The 24,068-nt window shown below is 34.7% G+C and carries 21 protein-coding genes; 11 read left to right on the top strand and 10 right to left on the bottom strand.

Features of this window, described 5'->3' with window-relative positions; all coding sequences use genetic code 11:
* Nucleotides 1-26: 26 nt before the first annotated feature.
* From BW983_RS18305 to BW983_RS18290, 4 genes are all read right to left on the bottom strand, one after another.
* Entirely contained in the window at nucleotides 27-2,324 is a 2,298-nt protein-coding gene (locus BW983_RS18305; RefSeq protein ID WP_084184581.1) for a T9SS type A sorting domain-containing protein, read from the bottom strand.
* Nucleotides 2,279-3,448: a hypothetical protein gene (locus BW983_RS18300; RefSeq protein ID WP_076553314.1), complete on the bottom strand. Its 1,170-nt coding sequence runs from the start codon at nucleotides 3,446-3,448 to the stop codon at nucleotides 2,279-2,281. Before BW983_RS18300 ends, BW983_RS18305 begins: the two co-directional genes overlap by 46 nt.
* Before the next feature lie 224 nt (nucleotides 3,449-3,672).
* Nucleotides 3,673-4,812 (bottom strand): EpsG family protein, encoded by a 1,140-nt coding sequence (locus tag BW983_RS18295; protein WP_228409033.1) that lies wholly within the window; start codon nucleotides 4,810-4,812, stop codon nucleotides 3,673-3,675.
* A gap of 1 nt (nucleotide 4,813) precedes the next feature.
* Nucleotides 4,814-5,821 (bottom strand): hypothetical protein, encoded by a 1,008-nt coding sequence (locus BW983_RS18290; protein WP_076553312.1) that lies wholly within the window; start codon nucleotides 5,819-5,821, stop codon nucleotides 4,814-4,816.
* A gap of 195 nt (nucleotides 5,822-6,016) precedes the next feature.
* Between BW983_RS18290 and BW983_RS18285 the strand changes: the two genes are divergently transcribed.
* From BW983_RS18285 to BW983_RS18265, 5 genes are read left to right on the top strand one after another with little or no spacing between them, the layout of a single operon-like run.
* Entirely contained in the window at nucleotides 6,017-9,670 is a 3,654-nt protein-coding gene (locus BW983_RS18285) for an MMPL family transporter (RefSeq protein ID WP_076553311.1), read from the top strand.
* Between the two features lie 42 nt (nucleotides 9,671-9,712).
* A complete protein-coding gene (locus tag BW983_RS18280; RefSeq protein ID WP_076553310.1) occupies nucleotides 9,713-10,627 on the top strand; it encodes a hypothetical protein in 915 nt (304 codons plus the stop codon).
* 1 nt (nucleotide 10,628) lies between these two features.
* Entirely contained in the window at nucleotides 10,629-11,768 is a 1,140-nt protein-coding gene (locus BW983_RS18275; protein ID WP_076553309.1) for a dialkylresorcinol biosynthesis protein DarB, read from the top strand.
* Complete coding sequence (locus BW983_RS18270) at nucleotides 11,768-12,199, top strand: hotdog family protein (protein WP_076553308.1); 432 nt, start codon at nucleotides 11,768-11,770, stop codon at nucleotides 12,197-12,199. The genes BW983_RS18275 and BW983_RS18270 overlap by 1 nt, the downstream gene beginning before the upstream one ends.
* Nucleotides 12,200-12,205: 6 nt before the next feature.
* Entirely contained in the window at nucleotides 12,206-12,649 is a 444-nt protein-coding gene (locus BW983_RS18265) for a hotdog family protein (RefSeq protein ID WP_076553307.1), read from the top strand.
* Nucleotides 12,650-13,032: 383 nt separating this feature from the next.
* Here the strand turns inward: BW983_RS18265 and BW983_RS18260 are convergent, their stop codons facing one another.
* Nucleotides 13,033-15,945 (bottom strand): M16 family metallopeptidase, encoded by a 2,913-nt coding sequence (locus BW983_RS18260; protein ID WP_076553306.1) that lies wholly within the window; start codon nucleotides 15,943-15,945, stop codon nucleotides 13,033-13,035.
* A 439-nt stretch (nucleotides 15,946-16,384) separates the two neighbouring features.
* Between BW983_RS18260 and BW983_RS18255 the strand changes: the two genes are divergently transcribed.
* From BW983_RS18255 to BW983_RS18230, 6 genes are read left to right on the top strand one after another with little or no spacing between them, the layout of a single operon-like run.
* The gene (locus BW983_RS18255; RefSeq protein ID WP_076553305.1) at nucleotides 16,385-16,789 is read left to right on the top strand and encodes a flexirubin biosynthesis protein DarG; all 405 of its coding nucleotides are present in this window, start codon (nucleotides 16,385-16,387) and stop codon (nucleotides 16,787-16,789) included.
* A 57-nt stretch (nucleotides 16,790-16,846) separates the two neighbouring features.
* Nucleotides 16,847-17,842, top strand: coding sequence for a BtrH-related acyltransferase DarH (locus BW983_RS18250; protein ID WP_076553304.1), 996 nt, complete (start codon nucleotides 16,847-16,849; stop codon nucleotides 17,840-17,842).
* Nucleotide 17,843: 1 nt separating this feature from the next.
* On the top strand, nucleotides 17,844-18,602 hold the full coding sequence (locus tag BW983_RS18245) for an ABC transporter ATP-binding protein (protein ID WP_076553303.1): 759 nt from the start codon (nucleotides 17,844-17,846) through the stop codon (nucleotides 18,600-18,602).
* A complete protein-coding gene (locus tag BW983_RS18240) occupies nucleotides 18,589-19,857 on the top strand; it encodes an ABC transporter permease (protein WP_076553302.1) in 1,269 nt (422 codons plus the stop codon). The genes BW983_RS18245 and BW983_RS18240 overlap by 14 nt, the downstream gene beginning before the upstream one ends.
* On the top strand, nucleotides 19,832-20,275 hold the full coding sequence (locus BW983_RS18235; RefSeq protein ID WP_076553301.1) for an acyl-CoA thioesterase: 444 nt from the start codon (nucleotides 19,832-19,834) through the stop codon (nucleotides 20,273-20,275). Before BW983_RS18240 ends, BW983_RS18235 begins: the two co-directional genes overlap by 26 nt.
* Nucleotides 20,272-21,423, top strand: coding sequence for a beta-ketoacyl synthase N-terminal-like domain-containing protein (locus tag BW983_RS18230; protein WP_076553300.1), 1,152 nt, complete (start codon nucleotides 20,272-20,274; stop codon nucleotides 21,421-21,423). Before BW983_RS18235 ends, BW983_RS18230 begins: the two co-directional genes overlap by 4 nt.
* Nucleotides 21,424-21,463: 40 nt before the next feature.
* Here BW983_RS18230 and BW983_RS18225 read toward each other — a convergent pair whose 3' ends face one another.
* The 5 genes from BW983_RS18225 to BW983_RS18205 are packed head-to-tail and all read right to left on the bottom strand — an operon-like array spanning nucleotide 21,464 to nucleotide 23,940.
* Nucleotides 21,464-22,033, bottom strand: coding sequence for a DUF6705 family protein (locus BW983_RS18225; RefSeq protein WP_076553299.1), 570 nt, complete (start codon nucleotides 22,031-22,033; stop codon nucleotides 21,464-21,466).
* Nucleotides 22,033-22,593: a DUF6705 family protein gene (locus BW983_RS18220; RefSeq protein ID WP_076553298.1), complete on the bottom strand. Its 561-nt coding sequence runs from the start codon at nucleotides 22,591-22,593 to the stop codon at nucleotides 22,033-22,035. Before BW983_RS18220 ends, BW983_RS18225 begins: the two co-directional genes overlap by 1 nt.
* Nucleotides 22,593-23,150: a DUF6705 family protein gene (locus BW983_RS18215; RefSeq protein WP_139329312.1), complete on the bottom strand. Its 558-nt coding sequence runs from the start codon at nucleotides 23,148-23,150 to the stop codon at nucleotides 22,593-22,595. The genes BW983_RS18220 and BW983_RS18215 overlap by 1 nt, the downstream gene beginning before the upstream one ends.
* 12 nt (nucleotides 23,151-23,162) lie before the next feature.
* Nucleotides 23,163-23,675, bottom strand: a complete 513-nt coding sequence (locus BW983_RS18210; protein WP_076553296.1) for a hypothetical protein — start codon at nucleotides 23,673-23,675, stop codon at nucleotides 23,163-23,165.
* A gap of 22 nt (nucleotides 23,676-23,697) precedes the next feature.
* Nucleotides 23,698-23,940 (bottom strand): hypothetical protein, encoded by a 243-nt coding sequence (locus BW983_RS18205; protein ID WP_139329311.1) that lies wholly within the window; start codon nucleotides 23,938-23,940, stop codon nucleotides 23,698-23,700.
* Nucleotides 23,941-24,068: the final 128 nt, after the last annotated feature.

Raw genomic sequence — 24,068 nt, 5'->3', positions numbered from 1 at the left:
CCCGTCTTAAGATTTTTCTTAGTGGTTTATCGTTTTATAATTTTCATAACAGCTTCAGAATTATTTATTCTAATTAAATAGGTTCCGGAAATCAACGAAGAGACATTTATCTGTTTATTTTCAAATCTTCCGGATTTCATCAATTGCCCCAATTCGTTATATATCTCAAAATAATATTCCTTATCTTCATCAGCATTGATGTAAAGGATACTTTTAACAGGGTTGGGATATAAAGATATTTTATTTTCTAGAGCTTTAGACATTATATCCTTAACATTTAATACACCTCCCTGAGAGGCATCAACAAACCTTGAAGCTGGACCATCTTCATTTCCATTAGCATCATATTGTATTTTCACGCATCGGCAATTCATCCCGAAATACGGATCATTATTGTCATGAAAGGCTGTAAATTTATTGGCACTAGACGCAGCATCAAAAAGTATACTGACAGGCCTTCCCAGATAATTGGCATTCAAAGCATCTGTCCAGATTCCCGGATATTGAAAATTAATAAAATTAAAAGTTCCCTGTGCAGATTGGTTTCCAACAACACTTCGAAAGCCACGGGACCCTGAATTGGGATAATTTCCTACAGAATACAAATTATTATTAAATGTATACCCTATAGTAGCAGTCGTGGATGGATTTCTAACTCTAATGCCTAAATAATCGGAAACCACACTATATAAAGTAGCAATATTTTTATCTTTTTTATACCAGGGCGTCTGCCCAAAATCCAAACCTGAAATTAAAGCAACGTTAGTAAGATCCGGAATTCTCCAGCCTTCAGGACATGGATCGAATGCTGATTTTTTTCCTCCTCTCCCCCATCTGTCTGCTGCGAGATTAGGTTCCGTTGCCAGCCAGTCTGTACCGTTAGTATAATTCGGAACACTGCTGTTGAATGGCGAAAATGTGCTTGGAACCATATAAACCAATGGATTTTTAACTGAATAGCTTAAGATTTTTGATATTTTCTCCGAAAGTTTATCAGTTGCTTGAACATTCGAGGTTTCAGCATATGTATTGTAAGGGACAATATAATTTCCTGGCATGGCATTATAAACAGCAGGAGTAAGGGTTGTGTATGATACAGAACCATTATTCGATACCGTTCCTAAAAATATGTTGTAAGAACTTCTATTATCAGCATATTGAAATATGGGCAACGGATCTTTTCTTCCCCATTGATAATGCAGTCCCGTAGAAGCTCTTATTTTTGACAATTCCGCAGCGGTAGGTGTAAGTGGATTTGCTGTAACGGGAAAAGCATCAGTAGCTCCAAGGTTTCTATCCATAAAAACAGTTTGTAAAACAACATCCGCTTTGTCTACATAATTGATATAATTTGCAGCTTCAGAAACCGGAAGTTCCGTTGTATAGGTATAAGATCCTATGGATGAATCTGTCACCCAGATATGCCAGCTCCAATATACAGGAGAAAAAACACTTCCATTATGCAATGTTACGACAGCATTACCACTTTGATTAGGAGTTATTTCCACTAAAATTTTCGAACCTCCCAAATCCTGCAATGATGATGGTGACGGATTCATCACAGAAAGCTTACTAATAAGATTTACATTGGTAGTCCAAAGAACATTTGTTTTTAAGCTATTAAAATTTGAAGGGTTGAGAATATCACGATTATTCAGTAATTGGCTTTGTACTGAAAATGCTTTACTGACAGGTATTTCTATGATCGAAGATGATAAGCTTTTAACGACCTGATAGGAATTCGGATTATCTATTCCTACTTTATATTCTGTAACTGCCGGTAAATATTCTGTGGGAAAATCATAATCATTAACAATATACAATGGATCTTTGATACACCTGCAACCATTGGCATCTGAAGTATACATGTCAGCAAGAGGAAAATAGAAATACCTACCTTTGATTCCCGGGAAGTTTGGATCCGGAACGTCCGGCTGTGTTTTATCCGGAATCATAGACAATCCTCTTACGCCAACCGCAGGTGAAGCATCAAAATGTCTTGCCATCGTTGATGTCCATAACGCAATATGATGTTGATCACTATATTGCCCAAGATGAGCCCCTCTAAGCAACTGCCCTGTTCCGGGGAAAACTCCCATATTATAACCTCCTACATTGGAAAGATCAAAACCAAGGTTTGGATAAATTTTAAAATTGCTCATAAAATCCGGCATTCCGGAATCTGTAGGTTTTATGATATAATTCTTATTAGTCTCAAAAACATTTCCTGCTGTATTCGTTTTTACTCCGAAAGGCGAAAAGTCTATCCTAATATCATCTACATAGCTTGGAGATGCAAGGTTTGCCACAAGCATGGATGGCATTCTCCAGCATTGGGGCAGGGATCAAATGAGGATTTATCTCTATAGGGCTTAGCACTGTCATCGGTATTGTAAACCTGATCTATTCTTCCCAAAGAATTATCAGACCATAGATTAAGCTCTGAAAGCCTATTATCCGGTAAACCTGTTGCTTTTCCAAACCAATTAACAGGAAGATTAATATTGTTATTATAGTATGCCTGTCCTGAATTATCATCTTTATTTATATAGATCAGGCTCAATGGATTTTTTAAAGAGAGTCTTATATTATTGGTTACTTCTGCATTGGAAAGCAAAACAAACTTACGAAGATCATCAATACTCACAGCATTGGTAAAATTCTTAGCTCCTCTGTGCCTTACTCTCCCTATAGATCCCGAAACCTCATAAAAATCATTCCCTCTTGTAACCAGCGGAGGTATAGGATCTTTTCTTCCCCACTGATAGAGAAGTCCTATGCTTTTATTCCAATCTGAAGCGGTAATAGAACTGGAAATAGCGCCTAGATTTCGATCCATCCATTTCCATTCATTATTAGGAATCGGTTCTATTATTCCATCTGTTCTCATTCTTTTCACTCCATCAAAACTCTTATAGGAAGAACCATTCGTAGGATCATCTGTAATCCAAATGTGCCAGCTCCAGTAAATTTCTCCATTTACTTTTAATGCCACTACAGCATTTCCTTTTTTAGATTTATTGATAGGAACTTTTATTTTAGCATCCTGTCCGGAGCCTAAAATCTCCAAAGCATAATTTGCTCCTGATTTTATTAATCCATGGACATCTTCCCAAAGCACATCCGCTGTTATTGCACCCGAAGGGATTCCACTACCATTGATATAATTTCCCCCACTCCACATTGCATAAGCTTTTTTAACAGGAACCAATATACCTTCACTATTCTGCTGAGGGTCAAAAATGTAGCTGTTAGGAGCTTTTTTCCAATCGGAAATTACTTTCTGTACTATTTTCTTCTGAATCGGCTTTACCAATGAATCAAATTTTCCAATCTTATGTCTTACCGAGGGAAGACCTTTTACTGAAATAATATTCCCCTTAATAAAACACATACTTATCAACACTAAACAGAATGCTGCCTTTAATTTTTCAATCAACCTTTTCATACTTTTATGGATTTGAGTGTATCCTTAGCGGAATACAACTTTTAAGCCCATATCAATAAAATGATATTTATTTTATAAATAAATATTCAATATTTTAATTATACTATAAATAAACTAACATAAAAACATTATTAACAAATAAAAAACATTCAAAATAAATAAATAAATAAATAAACAGGCTGCTTTAAAAAGCAGCCTGTTTATTTTTATTATCTAAAAGTATTTTACGGTAGTACGTGATTTCGATAAAGATCTATCGAAAATCGCCCAGCCTTGATGTTATTAAAGTATCCAAATACCACAAAGTTGAATACCACAAGGGATATGATAAACGCATAGATCATATTCTTCATTCTGCTTGAAACTACATACATGGCATTCGGAATAATAACATAAGCAAACCCAATGAATGCTCCGGCAAGTCGGGAAGAGAAGATAGGATTATTTCTAAAGATAAAGTATAAGCAAATTCCAACTACAGCATAGTTTCTGTGATATTCATAGTAAGGAAAATATTCTTTCATCTTTGTATCAAAAACAAAAAGGAAAAACGTCAGAATTGCCATCATCGCTTCAGGAATACCAAAACCACCATTTAGCCTTTGAGCACTGATTTCTACATATCCGTTAAATCCTTCTACAAGGGAACTTTCAGACGCCATTCCGCCCAGGAAATCTCCAAGCACACGATACACTTCGAAAGGAGACAATAAAATAGATCCGATAATCATCAGAAGCATCATTGTTTTATTCAAAGGTATACGAGCTAGCCAGTACATAGGCAAAAACAGATAACACACACTGTGAATACCTGACCCTATGAATATAAAAAAGAGGTAATACCAGAGCTTCCGTTCTTTAATAAACCGAATGGCAAAGTAGACAATGAAAGTTCCCAAGTTTTGTCTTATCTGCCCACTTTCTCCAATGAAGAAGTTCGGGATAAACATAAACAGCGTGAATGTAAAGGGATAAAAGGTATTATCATCTGTATATTCTACTTTAAAAAACATAGCAAAAAGTGCTATGACAAAGGTCACCATATAAAACGGTGCATCAAAAATATTGAGGAGTATCTTATTAATTAAAGTATAGAGCCACTCCACATCGAGCAATTCTGGTCCTTCCATATGGAGCATCTTCATAAAGATACTGTAATAGCTCTTCTCATCAGAATAGATATAAATCCCGAGATAACTTCCATAATCCGGTCCTACATCATTCCTAAGCCCTGCAATAATCACAAAGTATGCTCCAAGTAGCCAGAACCACTTTTTATCAACCTTTCTTCCATAGACTTCCTGAATACTGAAAATCAGCATGTAAATAATCGCAATTATATAATATGGATGGAGTAAAGTCATGCTATAGCTCTGATGTTTTTTTAAACTGGTGATAAACAATTATAATCCCTGTCAGAATCAAAGGTAAAAATAACCTTATTTCCCAAAAAAGTCCTACCAAGGTAATCATAAACAAATAAGGAATGGAAAAGAAAAGATATTTACCAAAAACCACTCTATTCTCCTTATCTGCACAAAGCTTATATATAAAATAAAGGACAATAACGGCAAACAACAATCCTGCAAGGTTGAACGGACTTGAAAAATTCCTATTGATATAAAATCCTTCTACAAAAGTAGTTTCATTCTGTACAAGCATTGCCCGCAATCCCAAATAAGGAACCAGAAAAGCAATCACCAATGGTATTAGTTTTAAGATTATCTGATAATTTCCTTTCTTCAAATCGTCCACATTAAAGAATATGGCAGCAAAAAAAGCAATATTGATACATGCCGTTTCTCTCACTAAAGTAGATAATGCAATAAGCCCGGCTAAAAGATACAGGAATATATTTTTATGGGTAAGTAAATATTTAAATGTTAAAAAAACTCCAGTTAAATAACAAAAAAGAGCTATCGTATCACAATTTGTAGGAGCATACTGCGTAAGTACAATGAAAAATACAGACAAAAGATGAATGATTCTTCTGGCATTCAGATGTAAAAGAAAAGTAGTCGCTCTAAGTTTAAAAATCATATTCAGAATCACTGAACACAACACAAAGAACACGCTATTCATCAGGAAAAGCCCGTGATAAAATGGCGTTCCGTTTTTGGATAAAAAGTCTTTAAAGGACGAAAAAGGACCATTGATCAGATAAAACATCAGATCTGTCATCTGTACACTCAGGTAATTGGGAATCACTCTGTAAGCATATACTGAGGAAAATAAAAAGTCAGGGGTTCGCTCCGAAATCTTTAGTCTTGTATAAGAAGACTCAAATCCGTAGTAAGACATTGCAAACATCAGAAGGGGGAGCACTATTATAAATAGGAATCCGTTTATTTTTTCATCATTCTTTTTCAACATATCTAAAACAGATTCTTATTTTTTTAATAATAATTTATGGTTTAAAATACATTTCATCAAAAGGGAACTTTTGCAAAAGTAGAATATTTTTTTATTCTTCCTAGAATATTTTATTGATTTTCAGTCAAAACTTATGGTCTAACTATTTTGAACTAATTCTTAAAAAATTAAATTTGCAGACTTGATTTAAATGCAATGCATCGCTTTTTTATATTTTTATACTATCTGATTTCCAGAAACAAAATCCTCTCTGTATTTACAGCCTTAGGAATTGCCGCCATATGTCTTTTCTTTGCGTCAAAGATTAATTTTGAAGAAGATATCAATCAGATTATTCCTAAAAGTGAAAAATCCGATCTGACGGCAAAGGTGCTTAAACAGCTTAACTTTTCAGATAAAATCATTGTTATCATAGAAAATAAATCCAATGAAGACAGCTTCCAGCTTTCCGAAACAGCGGATACTTTTTTACAGAAAATAGCCCCTTTACAAAAATACATTGGTTCTGTTCAGGGAAAAGTAAATGATAATGAGATCTCAGAAACCTTTGATTTTGTAAGCCAAAACCTTCCTTTATTTCTAAATGAAAACGACTATAAGGAAATTGAAAGAAAGCTTCAAAAGGACAGTATTGCCCAGCAGGTAGAGAGCAATTACATGTCTTTGGTTTCTCCCACAAGTCTCGTTACTAAAGAATTCATCAAAAAAGATCCGCTCGGGCTGACTTTTTTAGGAATAAAAAAATTAAATGCTTTAAATATCAGCAAGGATTTCAAACTGGAAGACAGTTATATTGTCACCAAAGACGGAAAAAACCTTCTCCTGTTCATTGATCCTAAAAATAAAAGCAATGATACAAAAGACAATGAGTTCTTTGTAGATCAGCTTACCTCCATAAAAGACAATCTTAACAAACAATTCAAAGGCAAAACGGAAATAAGCTATTTTGGTTCACCTGTGATTGCTGTTGCCAATGCCAAACAGATAAAGAAGGATATCCAGAATACAGTAATGATTTCCATGACTGTACTTTTGATCCTGCTGATCTATTATTTCAGAAACTTCTTTACTCCGATTATTGTATTCCTTCCAACGGTATTTTCGGTATTACTGGCTTTACTGATTCTGTATTTTATTAAGGATAAAATTTCGGCAATCTCTTTAAGTGTAGGCGCCATCCTGATCGGAATTACCATTGATTACGCTCTGCATATTCTGACACATTATAAGCACAATAATAATATTGAAGAGCTGTATAAGGAAATTACACAACCTATTGTATTAAGTAGTGCAACTACTGCTGTTTCATTTTTGTGTCTGGTATTTGTAAGGTCCGAAGCATTAAAAGACCTGGGCCTTTTTGCTGCCATCACGGTTATTTTATCGTCAATCAGCGCCTTGATTATCGTCCCTCAACTTTATAAGCCGAAACACAAGGAAGAAAAACTTAACACCAATTTTATTGACAAGATCGGGTCATATCCTTATGAAAAGAATAAACCATTGATCATTGGCTGCTCCGTTATCATTCTTGCGTGCCTCTTTGGCTTCAGACATGTAGGATTTAATGAAGATATTGGTGATCTGAACTATATTCCCAAGGAAATGAAGATCAGTGAGGCTAAGCTACAAAAGCTTTCAGATATTACCTCAAAGTCTATTTATACGATTTCTTACGGAAATTCTGAAGAAGAAGCTCTTGCCAGAAATTCTAAATTGAGTTCTTTTCTTGAGCAGGAGAAAAAAGAAGGCAAAATCTTAAGCTATAACTCAATCGGAAGCGTTGTTTTATCGGAGAAAGATCAACAGAGAAAAATTAAAGAATGGCAAAATTTCTGGAATGGTGATAGAAAAAACCAGACTATTTCAGAATTGGTAAGTAATGGAAACAAATTTGGTTTCAACAGTTCTGCATTTGATAATTTTAATGAAATTCTAAACAAAAACTATTCAACATTAGACCTTAAAGACTACGAAAAGGTAAAAGCTCTTCAGATTTCGGAGTTTATGAGCAATGAGAATGGTTTTTATACCGTTTCCAACGTTGTAAAAGTTGATGAAAAGAAAAGAGATACTTTCATCAAGGATATCGAGAAGAAACATGATGCTCTTGCAATTGATCGTCAACAGATGAATGAAAATTTCTTAGGCTTATTGAAAAGAGATTTCAATACCCTGATCAATTATTCTCTTTTAGCAATCGTTCTGACAATCATTGTTTTCTTTAGAAATTTTGAACTGACGGTTCTTACCATGTTCCCAATTGTTCTTACGGGAGTGGTGACGGCAGGAATTCTTTATTTTTTAGGCTTGGAATTAAATATTTTCAGTACAGTAGTTTGTACGCTGGTATTCGGGGTGGGTGACGATTTCAGTATTTTTCTTACTCAGGCAATGCAAAAAGAACATACCACGGGTAAAAATGAACTTCCTACTTACAGAACGTCCATTATTCTTGCCGTATTTACAACCATTTTATCTATTGGATCATTAATTTTTGCCAAACATCCTGCTTTACATTCACTTGCCTTAGTGGCATTAATCGGAATGTTCTCTGTAATCATCATTACCTCTACATTATATCCATTTTGGTTCAGGTTTTTCATTACCAACAGAGCGAAAAAAGGACTTTCACCAATCACCTTCAGACTGTTATTAAATTCTATCATTTCATTTTTATATTACGGACTTGGAGGATTGATATTTTCAGCGTTTGGAAGTTTCTTCGTAAAAAATTCAAAGGGAAAAACGTTGGATATTATTAAACTTATTTTAGCTAAGTTTTTAACTTCTGTGCTCTATTCTAATCCTTTTGTAAAGAAGAAGGTCATTAAAAATTTAAATGAAGATTTCAGCAAACCGGCTGTTATTATTGCCAATCACACCTCATTTTTAGATACGCTGGCAATTGCAATGGCTACTCATAAAATCATTTATCTGGTCAATGACTGGGTATATCAATCTCCTGTTTTTGGAAGGCTGGTAAGAGCCCTAGGTTTTTATCCCGTTTCACAAGGCATTGAAAACGGAATGGAACAACTGAAAGAGAAAATTGCCCAAGGATATTCCCTTGTTGTTTTCCCTGAAGCTGAACGTTCGTATAGCAATGATTTAAAAAGATTTCACAAAGGTGCATTCTATCTTGCTGAACAGTTTGATCTGGATGTTCTTCCTTTATATATTCATGGTAATTCAGAAGTACTCCCGAAAGGAGATTTCATTATCTATGATGGAAGTATCACGGTAAAAGTGGGGGAAAGAATCAGCAAAGATGATCTGAGTTTTGGTAAAAATTATTCAGAGAGAACGAAAAAGATCAATGCATACTACAGAAATGAGTTTGCTAAACTGAGAGAAGAAATTGAAAATGAAAATTATTTTAAAAAGCAATTATTCTTAAGCTATTTATATAAAGACAGTGAAGTGGTAACGGAAGTAAAAAAAGATTTTAATACTAATAAATCCGTATATTTTGAACTGAATAAACATATCGCTAATAATGCTAATATTCTTCACATGGCTGATGATTACGGGCAAAAAGATGCATTACTTACTTTATTTCAGGCTAGCCGAAGAATGTTTACGTTAATCAATAATGATAATAAAAGAGCAACTGCAGCCCACAATTATTTAGTAAAAAGAAGAAAAATACAATATATAAAGGATCTTTCGGAAGTAAATAAAAAATTAGACGTTCTACTTATTTCCGATGACAATTTTAATATAGATATACTTCAGGAACTCCCTGACACTGTAATTTTTGTGAATACTAAGAATCTCAGATTTGAAAATGAAAATTATACATTAAAATTCAGTTCTGAAGCGATAAAAGTATTTAAAACTGAATAATAAATATGAAAAACATATTTTTGTAAACGCTAAAAAGATTCCATGAAAAAAAATATACTTGTCATATATTATTCTCAAACCGGTCAGCTGGAAGATATTGTGAGAAATATTGCCAAGCCTTTTGAAGCTCAAAAGGAAGAATATGATGTTACTTATTATAATATTCAACTAAAGGAAGACTTTCCTTATCCTTGGCCTGGTGATGTTTTTTTTGACACTTTTCCGGAATCTTATTTACAAATACCAAAAGAAATACTTCCTCCTTCTGAAGAAGTCCTGAACAAGAAGTATGACCTCATCCTGTTTGGATATCAGGTATGGTTCCTTACTCCTTCCATTCCTATTATTTCATTCCTGAAAAGTGGATATGCAGCGCAGCTTCTTAAAGAGACTCCTGTTATTACGATTTCCGGGACGAGAAATATGTGGATGCTTTCTCAGGAAAAACTAAAAGTCTACCTTAGAGATTTAAAAGCAAAGCTTGTTGGGAATATAGCATTGGTAGACAGACATGACAACTATACCAGTGTATTGACCATTGTACGATGGTTAACCAAAGGACAAAAAGAAAAATCAGGACTTTTACCTGCAGCCGGTGTTTCTGATGAAGAGATTACAGGCTCAGTAAAATATGGCGAGATTATCGAAAAGCATTTAAAAAATACTGATCTCGAGAATTTACAACCGGATCTTGTGAAAAACGGAGCCATAGAAATTCGCCCTTTCCTGGTGCGTGTAGAAAAGGTAGGAAACAAAATTTTCACAGTATGGTCTAATCTGATTATCAAGAAAAAAGAGAAACGTCCATTGCTGATAAAATTCTTTAAGGTATATTTGATGACTGCGATATGGGTAATCTCACCTGTCGTATTAGTCTTACACCTTCTTACAACCCCTATATTTTGGTTTAAAAGACAAAAACAAAAACGATATTTACAAGGAATTAATTTAAAATAGAATGTACGACGTATTTATAACAAAGGCATCAAAATATTTACCCAATGAACCGGTATCGAATGATGAGATGGAGAAATATCTTGGGCTAATCAATGACGCACCTTCTAAAGCTAGATCACTTATTTTAAGAAATAATAAAATCACCACAAGATATTATGCTTTAGATAAGGAAGGAAATCCTACGCATTCCAATGCGCAGCTTACAGCAAAAGCAATTGAAGGTCTTTTTGACGAGAATTTCAAAAAGGAAGATATGAAACTATTATCCGTAGGAACTACTTCTCCGGATCAAATTCAGCCTTCACATGCTTCTATGGTTCATGGTGAACTGAACATCGGAAAATCCATTGAAATCAATACAGCAACCGGGCTTTGCAACTCTGGGATGAATGCGCTGAACTACGGATTCCTTTCTGTAAAAGCCGGTGTACAGGAAAGTGCGGTATGTGCAGGTTCCGAAAGAATGTCTGCATGGATGACTGCAGATAAGTTCAACCACGAAGCTGAAAATTTAAAATTATTGGAAGAAAGACCCATTATCGCTTTCAAAAGAGAATTCCTGAGATGGATGCTCTCTGATGGAGCAGGTGCTTTCCTATTACAAAATAAACCTAGAGAAAACAGTATTTCTTTAAAAGTAGAATTTATAGATTTCTATTCTTATGCTCACGAAATCGAAGCATGTATGTATGCAGGATGTGAAAAGCAAGAAGACGGAAGCTTAAAATCATGGGCAGATTATCCATCAGATTCCTGGTTGAAGGACTCTATTTTTGCAATTAAACAGGATACTAAGATCCTTGATAAGTATATTCTTGTAAAGGGTGCAGAAAGTTTAAGAGCATCTTTTGATAAACATAATCTGGATCCTGAAAAAATTGACCATGTATTGGCTCATATCTCTTCAGGATATTTCAAAGATGGTTTAAAAGAAGAATTTGCAAAAAAAGGAATGGATTTCCCTGCTGAAAAGTGGTTCTATAATCTTTCTAACATCGGAAATATCGGTGCCGGATCTATCTTCGTAGCATTAGAGGAGCTAATGAACTCAGGTACATTGAAAAAAGGAGAAAAAGTACTTCTTTGCGTTCCTGAAAGTGGAAGGTTTGCTTATTCTTGTTCTTTATTAACAGTTTGCTAATGGAAAACAGACTACCAACATCCGATACAGATTTTGTACAAAGTCTTATTCCGCAGCGTGCTCCGTTTGTAATGGTACACGAACTATCGGAATACTCAGAAAACCATCTGATTTCCGGATTCGAAATAAAAGAAGAGAATCTTTTCGTTCAAGACGGATTTTTCCAGGCTTCAGGTCTGATCGAGCATCAGGCTCAAAGTGTAGCCCTTCATACAGGGTATAAATATCATCTGCTTGGAAAGGATGCACCAACAGGATATATCGGAGCGATTAAATCTTTTGAAGCCGAAATATTACCTAAAGTCGGAGATCAACTGAAATCTGAGGTAACCATCCTCAATGAAGTAATGGGAGTAACACTTGTAGACATTGTTACCAAATTAAATGGTGAAGTGATTGCAAAATCTCAAATGAAAACTGCTGTAAAATAACTTTTAATGGAAATCAGGGAAGAAAATATCATCAATATTCACAACTTTTTACCTCATCGCGAACCGATGCTCATGGCAGACTATATACTGGAACTGACCAAGGAAAAAGTAGTGACTTCCTTCGAAATAAAAGAAGATAATGTATTTGTTCACAACAATGAATTTGTTGAAGCAGGCTTAATTGAAAACCTTGCCCAGACCTGTTCATCCATCCTTGGACAAAGCTTTTTTGAAAATCCTGAAGCAGATACCAAGGTAATAGGTTTTATTACCAATATCAAAAAAATTGAAATTTTCGGACTTCCAAAGGTAAATGATAAAATCATTTCAAAAGCATCACTGATTTCCCAGTTTGAAAATATCTGCCACATTTTCTGTGAGACTTTCAATAATAATGAATTGTTGATCCGAGCAGAAATTAACCTGTTTATTCAGGAGGTAAAATCGTAAAAAGAAAAAAAACTATAAAAGCTGTACATTTTGTGCAGCTTTTTTTATGATTACATAGATTGGGTATTGTTATTATTTAACGCGGTGATGCCCACCTCTATTGAATTAAACACATACCAATCAAAGATATTCCCTTGCTGAGTGAAACGCCCTTGCGATTGGAAACAACCGTATTTTATAATCCTTTTGCGAACTCTTGCGTTACAAAAGAATCTATCAAAGATTATTGTAAATATTAGTAAAATTTGCGTTTAAATAACAGAATATTTCACGTGAAACATTCCACATAGAGATGAAATAGCAATCATCATCAAAAGCCCTATTTAAAACAAAAAGTGGAACATTTCTGCTCCACTTTACCTATTATTAAAATTAAAAAAAAATTAGTATCCAAAAATCTCCTCAAGAGATACTTCCTGGAATTCCCCCATTTTGTTGATGGACTCCATATTTAGATTTTCTTTTTTACCGATGATTGCCGTATTGTATTTTACCGGTTTGATCTCCGTATTATAGAATCCTGTCAGTTGAGGTAATGTCAACCCTTGAATTTCAGCATATGTATCTTTTCTCAGATCGTAATCAACGCCTAGTTTTTTCAAAGCTAACTGACTGAAGAAAATATTCGTTCTGTTAATTCTGTTAGAAGCGATCTGCTTTAATGCAGAACCTCTTGCATTTTCAAACTGTGTTGGAATTTGTGGTAATTCAGCCATCAGCTCGTTCATTGCATTTACAGCAAGAGGAAGCTTATTTGCCTGTGTTCCGATATAATTGGTGATATAGTTTGCATGTCCTTTTTCCGAAGCATTAGCATAAGAAACATAAGCAGAATATGCCAATGACTTACTTTCTCTGATCTCCTGGAAAACAATAGAAGATAACCCTCTTCCGAAATATTCATTAAAAACTGTTGATTTTCCAAAATTACCAAGGTTTACAGGGCTTGCTTTTGCTACTTTGGACATTTCCATTTGTACCATGTCGTAGTTCGCAAAATACACCTTTCCTGTTGTAGCCGGTTCTGTATATTCTTTAGCTTTTGCTGGCTGAAGGCTTGTACTTGTGATATAAGGTTTTACTGCTTTTTCCATACCAGCCTGATCCTGTCCGTAAAGGAATACTTGGTAAGGATATTGGTTCAGTGTTTTTACCTTTTTCATCAGTTCTGTAGCGTCAATACTTTCAAGACGAGCTTTAGAAATAACATCTGTCAGCCTTGAGTCTTTTCCATATTTTGCATAGTTGGAAAGAGCTCCCATAATTCTCACTTTATCTCTCTTCGCAGCATCTCTTGCTTCAAGGATTGTTTTAACCGTTTGGCTGTAGATTGTCTTATCAGCTTTTACATTCGTCATCCAGTGGTTCATAAGCTCCGTCCCCTTTTTCATGTTGCTTTCAAGCCCAGATAGCGTGATAGTCGTCTGATCGTTGGATGTTCTGAAACTGTATGTAATTCCTAATTTAAAGAATTCCTCTTTCAGTTGCTCCGGTGTATATTTATCTGTCCCAAGGTATTCGAAAACAGTTCCTGCTAAAGAAAGTTCCTTATCATTATCTGTTCCAAAAGGGAAAACATAACTTACCTGAGCGATCTCATTATATTTATTTTTAACAAAACTTACCGTCTTATCTTTTACCTGTGACGTCTGAATAGCCGTTTTATAATCTATAAACTCTGGTTTGCTCTCTGTAACCTTTGTATTTAAAATATCTTTAAGGAAAGGAGATTGCGCTTCTTTATTCAGTTTAATAGGAGTAATTCCTGGATTTTCTACTCTTACCAACTTATCATTTACGCCTTTCTCTTTATAAACCACTACATAGTTATCCTTAAAGAAATCATTCGCAAACTTTACAACATCAGCTTTAGTGATTTTTTCATATTGATTGATTTCATCCAGCTCCTGCTCCCATGTTCTTCCTTTGATATAAGAATCATAAAGTTCTGTAGCAAGACCGTCAGCCGTTTCAAGACCTTTCATACGCTGAACTCTCTTATCATTTACGATAGCTTTCAGCATCCAATCCGGGAATTGTCCTTTTTTAACAAGCTCAATCTGGTCCAGTAATAGTTTTTTAGCCTCATCGAAGCTCTGACCTTCTTTAGGTGTTACAACCAATCCAAAGTAACCATATGTTTTAAATGGTGATTCGTAAGCTCCGGCACCTAAAGTTTTTTGCTTTTGATTAATATTAAGGTCAATTAATCCCGCATCACCTCTGTTACTTAAAATTTCAGCAACAACATCTGCTAATCTTGCTTCCTGGCTTCCATAAGAATCCGTTCTCCATGCCATTGTCATTCTTGCATTAGAAGGACTTTTTACCGTTCTGGAAACAATCTGAGTCATTGGCTCTTCTGAAACCATCTTTTTCATCGGAAGCTCCTTGTACTTGAAAGCACCGAAATACTGATCAACTAATTTTATAGTTTTGTCATAATCAAGATCACCTACTAATACAACAGCCATGTTATTAGGCACATAATAGGTATCGAAATATTTATGAATAGCCACCATCGAAGGGCTCTTTAAATGTTCAGAAGTACCGATAGTTGTTTGTTGTCCGTTCGGGTGTTTTGGGAAAAGCGCTTCCATCAAAGCATAGTTTACAAGACGTCCGTCGTTATCCTGCGCTCTGTTGTACTCTTCATATACCGCTTCCAATTCTGTGTGAAAAAGACGAAGTACCAATTCTGAGAAACGCTCTTTTTCTACTTTCAGCCATTTTTCAAGTTCGTTAGCAGGAATATTATTTTTGTAAACTGTTTCATCCAACCAGGTATGGGCATTTGTTCCAGTAGCTCCTAATGAAGAGATCGCTTTATCATATTCATTGGCGATTGCATATTTTGATGCTTCCTGAGAAACCTCATCAATCTTTTTATAAAGTTCTCTTTTCTTTGCAGGATCTTTTTCTGCCTTATGTTGTTCATAAAGATCAGAGATCTGCTGTAATAAAGCTTTTTCCTTTGCCCAATCCTGAGTTCCCAAATGAGAAGTTCCTTTGAAAACCATATGCTCTAAATAGTGAGCCAGCCCTGTATTGTCACTTGGATCATTATTAGATCCCGTTCTCACAGGAATATATGTTTGAATTCTTGGTGCATCCTCATTTCTTGCAAGATATACCTTTAATCCGTTTTTCAAAGTATAAACTCTTACTCCGGCATTATCATTCTTTACCGTTTCATAAGTGTAGCCTTGAGCATCCGTCAGCTTTTGTGTATCGAATTTCTGAGCCATTGCACTTAGCATGCAGAAAAGCGAAACAGAAATAAAAAACTTCTTCATAGTTGTTATTTAATAGTTATTTTTTTCTATCCAATTTCTACCCATTAGTATTATTATAGAGCACAGTTGTTACAGTTAATCTATACAAACGTCAATAATAATTGCTAACAGTATTTTTTATGATTCCAATATTTATAATTAGTTAAACACTTGAGTCTACAAAACAGCAAACATTCCCTTTATTCAATGTGTTCAAACTCAAAAGAAAATAGGAAAAATTAATCAGCAACTCTTTTAAATGGTAAAAAACAGCAATCGCTCATCACCTGAACCTTTCAGCAGTAATCCTTATATAGGCTCAGTTTCACAAGAATACCATGATCGGGCTTACTGTAATTTTCATATTATGTATTTTCACTATTTTAGCCAACTGATTAAAAGAATCAAAACAGGTGAACTATTTTTCATCTGGAATCTAAAAAAATTAAACATTATTTAGATGAAAAAACAAGACCTACCTCAAGACGAAAGCAATCTGAAATCCGCCAACATGACAGAAGTGTTGTACGTAACAGATGAGAATGATAATTATACAACAGCAAACAGTACAGGCTGGGATGCAAAAAAAGCTGCTCTGGACGAATCCATGGAACTTATTCATGAAAGAATAGATGAAGCAAAACAAAACGTTGCCAATAATATCGTAAGCCCGATCGTTTATTTTATGGAACTGAATAAAATGGACCTTGGAGTACTTTCCTCTTACGTAGGAATGTGGCAGTGGAGGGTAAAAAGACACTTTAAACCCAAAGTATTTAAAACACTAAGCGAAGCCGCACTGAAAAAATATGCTGATGTATTCGGAATTTCAGTCAATGAATTAAAAAACTTCGATGGAAAATAAATGAAATGAGCACTATGCCCCATTCCATTTAACCAATGAAAAAGATATAAGCTACCAATGAAATTAAACTTTGAACACCATCAGACTGCGCATTGCGAAAACGGTGTTGCTTCTAATCTCCTTCTTAACAGAGGACTGAAACTCAGTGAACCTATGATCTTCGGGATCGGTTCAGGATTGTTTTTTGTCTATCTACCTTTTTTAAAGGTAAACTTTGCTCCAGGCTTCAGCTATCGTCCGATGCCGGGTGCAATCTTTAGTAAAGCGGCAAAAAGATTAGGAATTAAAATAAAAAGAGAAAAATTCTCAAACCCTCAGGATGCTCAGAAAGCATTAGAAAGAAATTTAGAACAAAATATACCTACAGGGCTTCAGGTAGGCGTTTTCAATCTTGCTTATTTCCCTGAAGAATATAAATTCCACTTTAATGCTCACAACCTTGTCGTATATGGTAAAGAAGACGGAAAATTCCTGATCAGTGATCCGGTAATGGATTATACTACTTCCCTTTCAGAAGCTGAATTGGAAAAAGTAAGATATGCTAAAGGAGCACTTCCTCCAAAAGGTCATATGTACTACCCTATCTATATTCCTGAAAATATTCATTTGGAAGAGGCTATTAAAAAAGGAATCAAAGACACTTGTAAAAATATGCTGGCTCCCGTACCGCTTATCGGAGTAAAAGCAATGCGATGGGTAGCAAAAAGTATCCCGAAATGGGCTGAAAAGAAAGGTACAAAAGTGACAAACCATTACCTTGGGCAGCTGATCAGAATGCAGGAGGAAATAGGGACCGGAGGTGGTGGCTTCAGATTTATTTATGGAGCTTTTCTGCAGGAAGCAGCTGTTATCCTTAACAACGACGAATTAAAAGAACTATCAAAGGAAATCACTTCTATCGGTGACCTTTGGAGAGATTTTGCCGTGGATATTGCCAGAGTGTATAAAAACAGAAACTCAAAGAGCAATATTTACAATGAATTATCAAAAACAATGCTTCATATCGCAGATTTAGAAGAAGCTTTCTATAAAAAACTGAGAAAAGCGATCTGATATGGCAGAGAATATGATTGAGATCAAAAATCTATATAAAAAATACAAAAATTCCGACGAGTTTTCTGTAAATGATATCTCTTTGAATATCAATAAAAACGAAATCTATGGAATTCTTGGTCCTAACGGAGCTGGAAAAACAACTTTGATTTCCATGCTTTCAGGATTAATTAAACCAACATCAGGACAGTTTACCATTGATGGGCTTTCCCCACAAAAAGATGGTTTCAAAATAAGACAGATCATTGGAATCGTTCCTCAGGAATATGCGCTTTATCCAACTCTCACAGCAAAGGAAAATCTAATGTTCTTCGGAAGTCTGTACGGATTAAAGCATAAACCGCTTACCAAAGCCATTGACGAGTCGCTGGAGATTATGGGGCTGTCAAAATTTGCCAATAAGCAGGTAGGACAGTTTTCCGGAGGGATGAAGCGCCGTTGTAACCTTATCGCCGGAACTCTTCACAATCCTAAGGTTCTCTTTTTGGATGAACCTACTGTAGGAGTAGATGTTCAGTCTAAAAAAGCAATCATTGATTATCTTCAGGATTTAAACAAACAGGGAACCTGTATTATTTATACGTCTCACCATCTTTCGGAAGCGGAAGAATTCTGTACCAAGATTGCGATCATCGATCATGGAAAAATTCATGCTGTAGGAACTCCAGAAGAGCTTGTTTCACAGTTTGCCAATGCCGAAAACCTTGAAGATGTTTTCATTTCATTAACCGGAAAAGAATTAAGAGATGTTGTTGTATAAACTGTGGAGAAGCTTTATTAAGGAAATTCTTCTGTTGAAAAGAGATATTGGAGGAATTGTAATCATTTTTGTAATGCCGTTGCTATTGATTGTGACCATTACTTTGATTCAGGATTCTACTTTTAAAAACCTTGAGGGATCAAAAATCCCGATCATTTTTATTGATAATGATAAATCTGAGGTCTCAAAAAATATAAAGGGGGAGCTTGAAAACAGCAAAACCTTCCAGCTATTGACCAATTTCAATGAAAAATCTGCACAAGATGCCGTATTTTCCGGAGATTATCAGATGGCAATCGTTATTCCTGAAAATCTAACAAAGGATTTAAATTCAAATATTGATTCTAAAGTTCAGACGATTGTAAGTTCATTCGGATTGGAAAATGATTCTGTAAAGACAAAAATCGAAGCTCCAAAAGCCAAAGAAATTCATTTATATTTTGACCCGGCAACGAATGCAGGATTCAAAAATTCTGTCATGAATTCTGTCAACAAAATGGTTTTTGAGATTGAAAATAAAAAGATTTATAAAGCATTCCAGGATCAGCTTGGAACGACTGAAAATCTTGATGAAAATAAAAACCTGATCAGCTTTAAAGAAATCACCCCTAAAAAGGGAGAAATGGATGTGATGCCGAATTCTGTTCAGCATAATGTACCTGCATGGACGCTTTTTGCAATCTTTTTCATTGTAGTTCCATTATCCATTAATCTTGTAAAGGAAAAAAGTCAGGGGACAAGCGTAAGAGCAAGAATAAGCCCTACACCCTATTTTGTACATATTTTAGGAAAAACATTTACCTATCTTATCATCTGCATCATTCAATTTTTATTGATGGTTGCGGTAGGAATTTACCTTTTCCCTTATATGGATCTTCCTGCGTTTGATGTATCCGGAAAAATGTTCCAACTGGTTACTGTAACTTTATTTGCGGGACTTGCTGCCATCGGTTTCGGAGTATTATTGGGAACAATTGCAGACACTCAGGAACAATCAGCACCTTTTGGGGCAACATCAGTCGTAGTTTTAGCAGCTATCGGCGGAATCTGGGTTCCGGTATTCTTAATGCCGGAATTCATGCAGACGGTAGCCAAATTCTCTCCCATGAACTGGGGATTGAATGCTTATTATGATATTATTTTAAGAAACAGCGGAATCGGAGGTATTGCCAAAGAACTGGTATTCCTGTTTTTATTTTACCTTGCAACGGTGGCAATTTCCATTTTTTATGAAAGAAAACAAAATGCAGTCTAACGAAAATATATTAACCTGCACTGAAGAAGTAAGGGTAAGATTCAACGAGACAGATCCATTGGGAATTGTCTGGCATGGTCATTACATCGTTTATTTTGAAGACGGAAGAGAGGCTTTCGGGCGTCAGCATGGGCTAACTTATCTTGACATTCAGAATGCAGGGTTTGTAGCGCCTATTGTAAAAAGCACCTGTGAACATTTTCTTCCTTTAAAATATGGAGAAACTTTCAGGATTGTAACCACTTACATCAATTCTGTTTCCGCTAAGCTGATCTATAAATATGAGATTTTCAATCAGGAAGATAAATTGGTGTGCAGCGGAGAAACTATTCAGGTATTCCTGGACAGTAATGGAAGCTTGTGCTTATATAATCCGGACTTTTTTCAGGCATGGAAGGATAAAATGGGATTATCATGAGAAAGGAAATTTATATCACAGACTATAGTTGTGTAACTCCGCTGGGTTTTGATGTTGAATCTAACTGGAATGCTATTCTTGAAGGAAAATCAGGAGTTGCCTTGCATAAGGTTATAGAAAATCAGGATGCTTTTTATGCTTCTATGATTGATTCTGAAAAACTGAATAAAGAGTTCATCACAGTTTTTGATTCTGAAATAACTAACAGCCAGGAATTCACAAGACTGGAAAAAATGTTACTTTTAAGTCTTAAACCTGTCATCGAAAAGCACTCTGTAACTGCAAACACGGCTTTTATCCTTTCTACAACGAAAGGGAATGTCAGCTTATTAAAAAATCAAACTGAATTACCTGAAGGCGCTTATCTTTCAAAATTAGCACAGAAAATTGCAGACTTTTTCGGATTTACTACAAAACCTATCGTAGTTTCTAATGCTTGTGTTTCAGGAGTTATCGCAATTGCTGTGGCTAAAAATATGATTCAGGCAGGGAAATATAAGGACGCTTTTGTAATTGCAGGTGATGAAATTTCGGAATTTGTGATCTCCGGGTTCAATTCATTTCAGGCAATAGGTTCTGAGCCTTGTAAACCTTATGATAAAAACCGAAACGGAATCAATATTGGTGAAGCAGCAGCAGCAGCTTACATCACGTCTGAAATTTCTGAAAATGAAAAGATAAAATTTAAAGTGCTTGGGGATTCTGCCATCAATGATGCTAATCATATTTCCGGACCTTCAAGAACCGGAGACGGATTATACGGAAGCATCAAAAATGCTATGATTGAAGCCAATATTAGTTCAGAACAGATAAATTTTATTTCAGCTCACGGAACGGCTACATTATACAATGATGAGATGGAGAGTATTGCTTTCAACAGAATGGAGCTTCAAAATGTTCCTTTGAACAGCATGAAAGGCTTCTACGGACATTGTCTTGGCGCAGCAGGGTTACTGGAAAGCATTATTTCTATGGAAAGTGCACTTCACAGTACACTAATTACATCCAGAAACTTTGAGGAAATGGGAGTTTCTCAACCTTTGAATGTTATTAGAGATTATCAGACATCAACTATCAGATATATCCTGAAAACAGCTTCTGGCTTTGGTGGTTGTAATGCGGCTATTGTATTAGAAAAGATGATATAATATATAAAGACTCCAAGAATTTTGGAGTCTTATTTTTTTATTATTGTTTTGTAAAGATCAGATTTTCTGTCTCGGGAAGGTGTATTTTGTATTCTCTATCAGGAGGGCAAAGAGTATCAATTCTTGTTGTAGTCCCCGGATAATATCCCCATGAAAATTGAGTAGCATTTATTTTCTTTAAATTGATAGTTCCTATGCCCACACTACAGTTCCCTCCTGAAAAAAGTAAAGTTACATTATTTCTATTGTCTTGAGTATATGCACTTTTTATAGAAAGTCCTACATCATTAGTAAAATCTTTATTCAATGTGCTTTCTGAAATTATTCCATTTTTTGTAATCTCATATCTTATAAATAATTGGTCTCTATAAAAATTTTTATCAAAAAGTTCTATTGAAGCTTTTTTCTGTTCTGATATTTGGAGAACTATAGTTTTATCTTGGAAAGTTGCATTCCATGTTCCCTCATAATAATCTAATTCGTTATTTAAATCTTTAAAGTATGAATTTTCTGGAGCCCCTAGCACAGATGTGTTTAGTGGTAATACTTGCTGCTGTGCTTTGCAAGAAAACACAACAAAAATCCCTACTATAATCCACACATTTCTCATTATTGTTTTGTAAAAACCAAATTCTCAGTTTCTGGCAGATAGATGGTATAATCTCTATCAGGTGGACAAGTAATATCATTTCTCGTTGTTGTCCCAGGATAATAGCCCCATGAAAATTGAGTAGCATTTATTTTCTTTAAATTGATAGTTCCTATACCTACACTACAATTACCTCCTGAAAATACCAATGTAATACTATTGTCTTGAATTTTGGATCCTTTTATGGAAAGTCCAATATCATTGGTGAAATCCTTATTTAGTGAGCTTTCTAATATACTGTTACCTTTTTTCACTTCATATTTTACAAATATTTGATCTCTAAAGAATTTTTCCCCAAATCTTTCGATTGGAACTTTTATTTGCTTAGATATTTGTAAAGTAATAGTTTTATCTTGAAAGCTACCTTGCCACACTCCTGTAAAGTAATCTAATTCATTATTTGAATCTTTGAAATATGAATTTGGAGCTGAGTCAAGGGCGGAAGCATTTAATGAAATTATTTGCTGTGCTTTACAAGAAAGCACAATAAATATTCCTAATATGATTAAACCATTTCTCATTACTGTTTTGTAAAAATCAGGTTTTCTGTCTCGGGAAGGTGAATTTTGTACTCTCTGTCAGGGGGACAAAGAGTATCAATTCTTGTTGTAGTTCCCGGATAATACCCCCAAGAAAATTGAGTAGCATTTATTTTTTTTAAATTGATAGTTCCTATACCAACACTGCAGTTTCCTCCTGAAAATACCAGTGTAATACTATTGTCTTGAATTTTTGAGCCTTCAATAGAAAGTTTGGAATCAGCTGTAAAATCTTTATTTAATGTGCTTTCCAAAACTATATTATCTTTTTTTACTTCATACTTTATAAATAATTGGTCGGTATAAAAGTTCTTGTTCCACATTTTAAAGGGGGTTTTTATTTCCTTAGTAATCACAAGTTTTATAGTTTTGTTGTCGAAATTGGAAGTCCATATTCCTGTGTAGTCATCTAATTCATTATTTATATCTTTAAAATATGAATTCGTCTGAGACTTAAAAGCTGAACTGTTTAAAGGCAATATTTGCTGTGCTTTACAAGGTATAGTAAAGAAGATTAATATATATATAATTTGTTTCATAATATTTTATTTTTAGTTACATGGAGCCGGAACTGGAGTACCATTTGAATTTTGGTTTATTGTTGAAATTTTATTTTCCTCCACCCTTTGTAGTATAACTTTATTCTGTAATCCCATATTTTCTAAAGTTGAAAGGAAAATTTGTTCTAATCTTTGATTTATAGAAATATCATTATCGCTAATTAAATCTACATTTTTTTTCCATTGTTCTTTATTCCAACCATCCAACTGCCCTGTACTATAACTCCCATACGCAGGTATTTCATTATGCGTTCCATTAAAGTACATTACATAATGTATGCCACCGGGAGCTACCACTACCATATAGGCATTTCCCGCATTTCCTATGGCTTGATATCTTGCAATTTCTATTAGAATAGCAATATCATCGGCAGAAAATATATTCACTCCAGTTCCTGGGTGGTTATGATAGCCACCATTCATGGTAGAAGGGTCACCAAGGTTTACACTATAATCTTCATTTTGAGTAGCTTGAAGAATTGTTCCAGAAGAGTTTTTTATCATGTATTTTATTCATAATATATCTCTATAAAAACTTCCTGTTTCCATACTCTATTAGCTTATAGGGTTCTTTTGTGATAAATAAAGACACTTCGTTATTATTAAAAATTGCCTTATAACACCCCACCAATGGGTCTAATTCATTATTCATGTCTTTTAAATAAGAATTATTGGGAATTATTGTAAAATCAGTATTTAAAGGATATTCTTGTTGCGCATTGCATATTAATGAAGTCGTTAAAGCAATTAATAATATTGTACTTTTCATTTTGATATATTTTAATTTAACATGGAACTTCATCTATTATACCATCGTTACTGATTTCGTATCTCCATCATTTTCAATATCATAATAAATAAAACCACTAACCGGTGGCTTTATTTTTAACACTTTGA

It is taken from the genome of Chryseobacterium ureilyticum (assembly GCF_900156735.1).
In the GTDB taxonomy this organism is placed as follows: Bacteria; Bacteroidota; Bacteroidia; order Flavobacteriales; family Weeksellaceae; genus Chryseobacterium; species Chryseobacterium ureilyticum.
Note: the sequence above shows the minus strand (reverse complement) of the source record. Positions and strands in the feature narration are given on the sequence as shown.